The 9017-nt window shown below is 65.3% G+C and carries 4 protein-coding genes; all 4 read right to left on the bottom strand.

Annotated features, from left to right (window positions below):
* Positions 1-53: 53 nt before the first annotated feature.
* Positions 54-557 carry a M23 family metallopeptidase gene (locus tag HY699_16785; GenBank protein ID MBI4517461.1) on the bottom strand — a complete coding sequence of 168 codons (504 nt, stop codon included), beginning with the start codon at positions 555-557 and terminating at the stop codon, positions 54-56.
* Positions 558-679: 122 nt separating this feature from the next.
* Positions 680-1096: a hypothetical protein gene (locus HY699_16780; protein MBI4517460.1), complete on the bottom strand. Its 417-nt coding sequence runs from the start codon at positions 1094-1096 to the stop codon at positions 680-682.
* Complete coding sequence (locus HY699_16775) at positions 1080-2669, bottom strand: hypothetical protein (GenBank protein ID MBI4517459.1); 1590 nt, start codon at positions 2667-2669, stop codon at positions 1080-1082. The genes HY699_16780 and HY699_16775 overlap by 17 nt, the downstream gene beginning before the upstream one ends.
* Entirely contained in the window at positions 2666-8110 is a 5445-nt protein-coding gene (locus HY699_16770; protein MBI4517458.1) for a VCBS repeat-containing protein, read from the bottom strand. Before HY699_16770 ends, HY699_16775 begins: the two co-directional genes overlap by 4 nt.
* Positions 8111-9017 lie beyond the last annotated feature (907 nt).

Here is a 9017-nt window from a genome sequence, read left to right as displayed (position 1 = left end):
CAAGGCCACGTGGTTGCACGATGCCGTCATGGTCTTGGTGCAGCTCAGTGTTTCTAGCGCGTTGCCGCCATCGCTGTACAGCGTCGCCGACCACTGCCCGCCGGCGACGTCGGCGCGGGTCTCGATGCGGCACCAAGTATTGGCTGCCAGCTGCACCGTGCCGGTAGCGCAGTGCGGCGGCGTGCTGTACTGCTCGTCATCCAGCCCCCAACTGCCGTCGCTCGACGTTCCCTACGTAGGCGCCTGTATAGCTCGCCTTTACCGACCGTCGAGCCGGGGCCAATTCCAGGGGCGAAGCCCCTAACATGGCCGTACCGGGTTACCACGTCATAACCGAAATGCTGGATGTCGATGTACCGCCCGTACCCGGTTCGCGGACCGGCATAGCTAACCACACCACTCTCGGCGGCATAGATCGGAGTCCCTTCTGGCGCACCGATGTCTAAGCCGCCGTGATAGCTTCCATCTCTTCGAACGAAACCACTCGATATGCGGCCCTGTTCAACGAGCGGGTCGGCGAGGGTCATCGGGCCGCTCTGGTTGACGTCGATCGACATGATGCGGTGAGGGCCGATTCTTCCACCGCCCCCGACACCGCTGAAGCTCTGATCGTACTCATCTGCTGCAAATCGTAGCTGCCCTTCCTGGGAGATTCCTCCATTTCCTCCTTGGGCGGTGTTCAGATTCTCGGATACAGCCGCAGATCAGCGATCTCCCTTCGGAGCGCGTATACCAAATGGCCATCTGGGTCGCGCTTGAGCTTTCCGTGTCTCTCGAGCGCGCCGACAACTTGTTCTTGCTGCTCGCTTCGAATGCTCTTCTTGACATCCACCACGAGGACCTCCTCGTCGACTCGAACGAGCCTGCCCACTAGCGTGAGCGACTCAAGAACAGAAGTTGGCGTCGACCACTTGAAGCTGATCATGACGTCCTTGCCGAGCAATTCCGAGATCTCCGATGGCACATCGGAAGCGCTTCCAGCCGGGGCCGACGCGGGGCACGCGCTAGCGCAAATGGAGACCAAGCAGACGGCCGCAACCAGCAACCATCTGGCCACTGAGCGGCCGTCTGCGATACCCTCATCGCGGGAGGCCATTCGGTCCTCCCGGCGAGCTGATAATCGGCGCCCTGCCGCCCGTTAGCATCCAGACGTGGTTCGGGCCTGGGATCACTTGCGCACCGCGAATGGCACTCACCGCCCAGCTGTTTGGCGCGGTAAGCGAGACGAGCTGACCGTAGGTATTAGCGACGAGATCACCCGGCGTATCCCACACCCAATCAAGGAACGGTTGCCCGTCGAAGGGCGCGAATGCAGTGTAGACCTCGTAACCGATTCCCCCCAGCGTTACGAACGGAGTTGCGAGTAGCCGGCCCGCGTAGTGGAGGGGACCGCTACTCGCGCCGGTAAGCCAAGTCGCCGCAGCTCTCGTCCCGTAGTACGCGTTGGCGGCATGAAGAACCTTCATGTCATTGGTCGCAGGTTCGTAACCCGCCGCGCGTGCCGCATCGACCTCCGCTCGACCCATGGCGTCAACTGAGTGCTTTGTGGCACTTGCAGTCTCGCTTGCCCCTTGGGACTCTTGGGTGCCTCCGCCATTCCCCCCTTGGGCGGCATAGTACTTCTGGTAGGCAGCTTTGGCGACACCGTAGATGCCGTAGGCGGTGGCGGCGGCGGCGACGCTGGCGCTGGCGTAGCTGCCGCTACGGAAACCCTGGTAGCTCCCGTAGGCGCTGCCTGCCAGAGGTGCCAGCGAGATGCCATAATCCTCCACATCAAAATGCCCGAAGGTCTTCGGGGCCAACAGCTGCAAGCCGAAACTCGTCCCTGGTCCGGCTCCGCTCATCGCCAGGCTAACGCCCGCCGCTTTGACGCTCTCCAGAAAGCTGCCGGTCCGAATCGCCGCATCAACTGCCGCTGCCGTGGCGCTTGCGCCCGCAAACACCGCAGCGACAATGATCGCTGCGATGGCCCATTCGGCCATCGCCCCGCTGGGATCGGTCAGATTAACCGGGTTCCAGTTGGTGTAGGTGTACGGGCTGGCGAACTGCCGGGCGGGATCGTGCGTTAAGAACATCCCCAACGCCGGGTCGTAGAAGCGGGCGCCGGCGTAGTCGAGGCCGCTGGTGGCTTCGGTCTCGTAGCCGGTGAATTCGTAGTGGTTGTAAGTGCTGCCGGTCTTGTAGCGGATGTCGCCGTAGGGGCGGTAGCGGATCTGTTGCTGGATCGCGCCGGCGCTGTTGGTGATTACCTGCACCGAGCCGAGGTGATCGAGGTGGTAGTGCCACAAGCCGGTGATCGGCGGGGTCGGGGTGCGGGTGGGGGTGCGCGTCGGGGTCCGGGTTGGAGTGCGCGTGGGCGTTCGAGTCGGTGTCCGAGTGGGGGTGAAGGTTGGAGTTCTGGTCGGGGTTCTGGTCGGTGTCCGCGTCGGGGTCCGCGTCGGCGTGCGCGTGGGGGTTGCTACCTGGGCCGATGCGGGTTGTATCAAGAGCGGCACCGGCAGCGTGGCCACACTGAATGTGATCAACACCAAGATCACGTGCCCGTGACGCACGGCGACGGCGACGACGCGCTTCTTGCGCCAGGGAGCAATGAGAAGAACGGAGACGATGAGAATGAGAGACGCGGAGACGGGGAGAGCAAGATCATCGCGCAAGATCACGACAATCATCGGCTGGCTGCCCGAGACATCTGCCAGCCGCTGGCTACCACCCGCTGTGAGGCGATGCGCAAGCCGCCGGCAAAGTAGTGCTTGGTCAGGTAGCCGCCGGCGACCTCGGCCAGGCTGCCGTAGTAGCGCGTCTCGCTGCCGGCGCTGACCTGCGCCGTCTTCTGCCCGGTGTAGTCGTACTTGAACTGCGCCCCGGTGGTGATCGCACTCAGCCGATCATCGGCGTCGTAGCTGTACACCTGCGCCTGGTTCTCCTTCGAGCTGCGGTTGCCGTTGTCGTCGTGCTCGAAGGCCGTGAACGCCGCCCCGTTCAGCATCGCCGTCACCCGGTGCGGCCGGCTCAGGTCGTTGTAGTAGAACGTGCGGCCCTCCTTCTGGGTGATGTTGCCGAGATAGTCATAGCTGTAGCTGGCGTTCAAATACGGGTTGCCGCTCACCGCCGTCAAGCGCCCCACGCCGTCGTAGCCGAAAATGGCGCTGTTGCTCAATGCCCCGCTGGGGTCGCGCTGATCGCCGATCTGCGCCAGCAACCCGCCGGCGGTGTATTGCGGGTAGCTCAAGTTGAGATGGCTGGTGGTGCCTTGCTGCGTGGCGAGCGTCGCTAGGCGATAGTTCGTGCTCTGGTCGCCGTAGGTGCGGGTGTCGGTGGTAGCGTTGCCATGAGTGACCATTCGCGGCCGGCCGAAGAGGTCGTAGGTGAGGCTTTGCAGGTAAGCCGCCGGCAGCCCGACCGTGCAATTGGCCACGCAGGTGGCGGCCACCGTCTGCCCGGCATCGTCGTAGTCGTAGGCGACCACTTCGCCGTCGGGGTAAGTGATCTCGGTGACGTGATCGGCGGCATCGTAGGCGGTCTCGGTCACGGCGGTGGTGAGGTGGCTGTTGAAGTCGATCTGCTTCTCGGCGCTCAACTGGCGCCCGCGCACGTCGTAGGCGAGCACGCGCGTGCTACCGGACTCGTCATCGACCGTGGTCATCCGCCCGAAGCCGTAGGGCACGGTGGCGGCGTCGTAGCTGTAGGCAATGCGTGCGGCCGAGCCGCAGATGCCGCTGACGTAGTCATCCACGCTGCTGTTGTCGAAGATGTGCTTGGCGGTGATGCGGTTAATCGCATCGTAGCAGAACTGCACGTGCTGGCCGCTCTTCGGATCATCCTGGTAGATCAGGTTGCCGGCGAGATTGTAACCGTAGCGCCAGTAGCCGGAGTCGGGGTCGTCCAGCGACAGCTTGCGGCCAAAGGCGTCGTAGTCGAGCACGATGGTGGAGGCGCTGTTCCAGCAGGCGGCATCACCCTGCATGGTGGTGCGCAGCCGGCCCAACTCGTCGTAGCCGTACTGCGTGCGCGTGCTGAGCGTGTCCTGCCCGCCGGCGCGCGCGTAGAGCTGCTTCTCGATGACGTGGCCGAAGGCGTCGCGCTTCTCCACCACTTTGGCGCCGGCGCAGGAGCCGGCCTGGTAGCACTCGTCTTTGGTGGTAATCTGCCAGGCCACGTTGTACTCGGCGACACGCACCGAGCCGTCGGGGTTGGTGGTCTGGGTAACGCGCCCGAGCGCGTCGCTGACATGGCCGGTCTCGCCCGTGCCTGGCGGCACGCTGGTGTACTGGTAGAGCAGCCCACCCGGCGTGAACGGGGCAAAGCTCGCCGCCACCGCGCCGCGCTCGCCGTAGGTGGTGGTGGTGGCTACCGTGGCCAGGCTGCCGCCCTCGATGACGGCCTCGTGCTTTTGCTGCAAGGGCCGCCCCAGCGCGTCACTGACGGTGCTGCGGTAGAGGTAACCGGAGCTGTTATTGGGCTCGCGGCTGGCCACCACCGTAGCCGACGGGGTTTGCAGGTTTCCGAGGTAGTAGGTGAACTCCTGCGCTGAGCCGGTGGTGGCTTCATCGACGGGATAGGTAGCTTCGAGGCGGCAGAAGCTGTCGTAGCTGCGCCGCGTCTTGGGTTGTAGCGCGGGGTCCTGCCCCGAGGGGTAGCTTACCGTCTGTGAAAGCAGCTTGCCGCACCCGGGATCGTACTGCATGGCGGCTTCGAAGGTGACATCCGGCTCGGGCGCGGGCTTGTCCACCGTCGGCTGAATCACGCGGTAGGGATAGCTGCGCGTGGCGCTGTCGTAGACGGTGGTGGTGCTGCGCCCGAGCGCGTCGGTCACCGTGGTGAGGTTGCCGAAGGCGTCGTAAGCCGACTGCACCGAGGCACAGCCGCCGCTGCCGCCGTGGGGCGCTTGCGGACAGGTGCTGCCGGCAGGCAGGCTGGGATCACTGGTGCGATCGAGCCACGAGAAGACACTGGTGACGTTGCCCTTGACGAGCGCGCCGCCGTCGTAGACGAACCACTTCTCTTCGAGCGCGGTGCTGTCGTCGCTGGCGTTCACCCACACCCGCAGCGGCTTGTCGGCGATGTAGGCGCTGGCGGTGTCGAGGCAGGCGTAGTCGGTGTGGGTGTGAGCCCGCAGCTCGGTGCCGGTGCCGCCGCTCGAACTATGGGCGACGTTGCCGTAGTGCTTGCCGTTACACTGATGCCAGCTGTGGTTCTGCGTGGTCGAGGTGCGCGCGCTCCCAATCGAGTAGTTGGAGAACTCCTGGCGCCGGATAAGGCTCAGCCGCACCCAGACGTCACCCGCCGGTTCGGCCGGGCAGCCAATGACGCTGCCGGTGATCGGATCGGCGCACTCCCAGGTGTTCTCGCTCCGCGCCAGCGGTGTGGTCCACGGGCTGCCGCCGTTGGCGGCATCAAAGGTCCAGCTTTCCTGCACGCGCCCGGCAAGCGCGGCGCTTTGATGGAAGTAGGTCGCCACCCCGCGCCGCGGCGCGACGCTGTCATCAGCGTCCTCACTCCACACCAAGCCAAAGCCGCGAAAGCTGCGCTCGACGGTGTCGAACTTTCCGTCCTGATAGCTAATCGTGGTCACCAGGCTGTGGCTGCTGCCGGCCGGGCCGGTGCAGGCGCCCTGGGCATCGCACATGCCGTCTTGGCGCTCGATGCCGGTCAGCGTCCACAGCGCGAAGGGCAGGTCGGTGATGAAGTCACCCCCGGTGTTATCCCACGCGGTCGAGGGGCGGTACTGCAAAAGGGTGGCGGCGTCGAGGCCGTTCTCCATGCGTTCGAGCAGATCGGGCTTGGCGCCGTCCTCGTTCGCGACCACGGTGCTGCCGCTGGCCAGCCAGGCGCCGTCGGCGGCGTGATAGATCAGGTACGGGGCAGAGCGATAATCGAGGTAGTCCGCCAAGCCGTCGCCATCGACATCGAAGGTGTCCTGGTAGGTGCGGCCGCCGCCTTCGCTGCGGTCGCGAAGCAGCTCCGCCGGGGCGTTCCAGTCGAGCGGTTGCGGCGCGAAGCCGTTGCCGCGGTTGAGGTAGACCTGCCACTTGCCGTTGGTCGGGCTCCAGTTCGAGGAGTCGATGACATCGGGCAGGCCGTCGCCGTTGAGGTCGAAGAAGTCGCCGATGTAGTCCTGCGGCTCGTTGTTGTTGCGGTGGCGGATGTAGCTGGCCGCCACCGGTAGTGACCACTGGGCGTACTGATCGATGGCGTGGCCGCGGTTGAGCCACACCTCCCAGTAGCCGGCAAAGCCGCCGCCGGGGGTACGCTGGCTGTAGACGGTGTCGGGCAAGCCATCGCCGTTGATGTCGAAGGTGCCGAGCACCATGTTGCTGCCGTCGGTCTGGAAGCTGATGGCATTACTACTGCCGGCGATGAGCTCCTCAGGGCCGAAGCCGCAGCCGGTGGCGGTGCAGCCACGGTTGAACCAGACCTTCCAGGTGAAGTCGTTGGCAGGGGCGGCCGTGCGCACCAAGTCCGGCAGCCCGTCGCCGTTCATATCGAGCAAGTCTTGGCGGTTGGCGCTGCCGTCCCAGCCGTTGAGGGCGGCACCGAGCATGGTTTCGCGCGTGTAGATGCGGGGCGCCGACCAGCTCACGCCGGCCTCGAAGCCCCACCCGTTGGTGGGCGAGTACGGCGAGTGCGCCGTGCCTTTGTAGACCACCCATGGCAGGCCCCGGGCATCGACGAAGTCGGGCAGGCCGTCGCCGGTCAGATCCACGGTGGTGGTGTAGGTCTGTATATCACCGGTCGTGCCGATGTCGCACATAGTCGTGCGCGCAGGCACCCACCACGCAATCGGCGTGGTACTGAAGCCGCCGGGCGAGCCGAGGTAGACATCCCAGTAGTCGGGCACAGCGACGCTGCAGTTGCGCTGGTGCAGCGCCATGGTGTCGATCAGGTCGGCAAAGCCGTCGCCGTTGATGTCGAAAACATCGCGCCAGGTATCACCCGAGTCGGCATCGGTCCAGCGCAACGTCTCGGGCGATTGATTCAGTGCCGGCCGGGTGGCGCTCTGGGCGGTGGCGGCAAAGCCGGCGCGACCGCTGGCGGCATCGCTGTGGTGGTACTGAAACACGCTGGCTGCCGGCAGGCCGTCGAAGCGCGCCAGCGTCTGGTCGTAGTCGTCGTAGAGCGTCACCGCGCGCAAGAACGACTGCCGCCCGAGCGGGTCCGAGGCGCCCAGCTGCGAGCCATAGTACTGCAACGAGTACCAGCGCACGCGCCGGCCGCCGGCGGGGTAGCGCATCTCGATGCGCGAGAGGATCTTGGTCAGGCGCGCGGCAAAGCCGCCCATGCCGTTGAGCAGCTGATCCTCCAGCGGCCGGCCGAAGTTGTCTTCATCCGACCAGACGAAGTTGACTTCAAACGGGTGCGCGGGCATGCCCGCGGCCGGGTTGGCGCCGTAAAGTATGCGGTCGGGGTAGAGCATGCCGTCGGTGTTGATGTAGCTGAAGTCGACGGTGTTACCGTTGGTGTCCTGGATGCGCGTCAACGCCCAGGCATGGATGTAGCTGCAGGGCGCGCCCGGGCTGAACAACGAAGTCAGCGAGCTGCCCAGGCGCGTAGCGGCGGTGTCGCCGAAGGTGTAGCGCAGGCCGGACTTATCCCGCACGGTCCAGCTGGTGGTGGCGGCGTCGTACTCGATGCGCAAGAAGGACTCCTCGATGCGCGGCACGCAAGTAGCGCCCGCCAGTGTGCACTCCACGCTGGTGCCCGGCAGCGCCAGCACGAAGTCGTTACGGTAACTGTCGTCCGTGCACGACAGCACGCCGTGCTTAGTGCTGCGTTGAATGCGGCCGAGCGGCAGGTCCCAGCCGTAGCCGTAGGGGCTCGGCCCATTGCTGCTGCTATACGCCAGCGCCAAACGCGGCGTGAGGTTCTTACGGCCCGGGCTCACCTCGATCGCGATTGAGGTAGTAGCCGCGCCCACGAAGAGGTTAGCCTCCGGTGCCTGAGCCAAACCGGTAAACGCATTCGACCCGTCACCCGTCTGCGAGCCGTCACCGTGCGGTGTCTGGGCAAAGACGGGCGCGCCCCACAACAAAACTAGGCACAGCGCAATCAAGCCCGCGCCAACGCTGCGCGCGTTTGGGCCGGCCCCTGTCTGTCTGTCGCGGCCGATCATGGCAGCACCTCACGGCGCTGCGAAGTCAGCTCACCATCGGGCGCATCCGGGCGTGCCGGCACGGCCGCCCCGGCCGGCGGCTCGGGTAAGCGGTAGTCACGCCGCGGTCGCAGGCGGCGCACCCTGCGCAGTCCATCCTGACGCTGCGCCATAGCCTGCAAGCGTTGGCCGACACCGCGTTCAGCCTCGACATGCGACAGCCGCCCAGGCGGCGGCAGCCCACGCGCAAGCCGTGCCCCCTCCGAGTCAACGCCAACATCCTGTGCCCAGACTAAAGGCACAGCCGCCGCCATCACCAGCGCGACAGCGAAACAAGCCTTGCCAACCCTTCCACTTCCTGCTGCACCAGACATCAGAGTCCCCTCCCTGATCCAGACCTTCGGACCTTTACAGCAGAGGGAGAACGGCCAACCGCAAACGGAAAACCGGGAATGTAAAACCGGTCAATGGTTGCTTCCCGTAATTCATTCTCCCCAACGCCAGCATGTCTAGAGAGGCCTAAGGCAAGTCATGTGCCACGCTCGACAGAGTCGGCAGGCAGAGCTTTCTGTACGCTGACAACGCCAGGGTGCCAACGCCCGGTAGCACCCCCGGCTGGACGAACAACGTAAGCCCCCGAGAATCACGAGATTCACAAGGTGCTACCGGCCGGAAGCACAGTGCTACCGCGCGGTAGCAGGTTCCTGTCAGCCCAAATCCCCGGCGCAATCCCGGCCGAAATATGACAAATGCCACGACTACTCCTCACCCCAGAGCGCGCCCGGTGGTCGCGCTCAACCGCAAGCCCGGGCGCCCGCTTGCAGAGACGCCCCCCACCCAGGGCACGACGGCGCGTGCCCCTCCAGGACTGGAGTTGTCCCTCATATGCAGAAGGTAGAGTTGGCGAAACAGCCCAAGACTCGCCGGC

The organism is Deltaproteobacteria bacterium, assembly GCA_016210005.1.
Taxonomy (GTDB): Bacteria; Desulfobacterota; Binatia; order HRBIN30; family JACQVA1; genus JACQVA1.
Note: the sequence above shows the minus strand (reverse complement) of the source record. Positions and strands in the feature narration are given on the sequence as shown.

Excerpts from the sequence above, each read along its gene's own strand:
- HY699_16785 (MBI4517461.1), bottom strand. The coding sequence starts at position 557 with ATGTCGATCGACGTCAACCAGAGCGGCCCGATGACCCTCGCCGACCCG.
- HY699_16780 (MBI4517460.1), bottom strand. The coding sequence starts at position 1,096 with ATGGCCTCCCGCGATGAGGGTATCGCAGACGGCCGCTCAGTGGCCAGA.
- HY699_16775 (MBI4517459.1), bottom strand. The coding sequence starts at position 2,669 with ATGATTGTCGTGATCTTGCGCGATGATCTTGCTCTCCCCGTCTCCGCG.
- HY699_16770 (MBI4517458.1), bottom strand. The coding sequence starts at position 8,110 with ATGATCGGCCGCGACAGACAGACAGGGGCCGGCCCAAACGCGCGCAGC.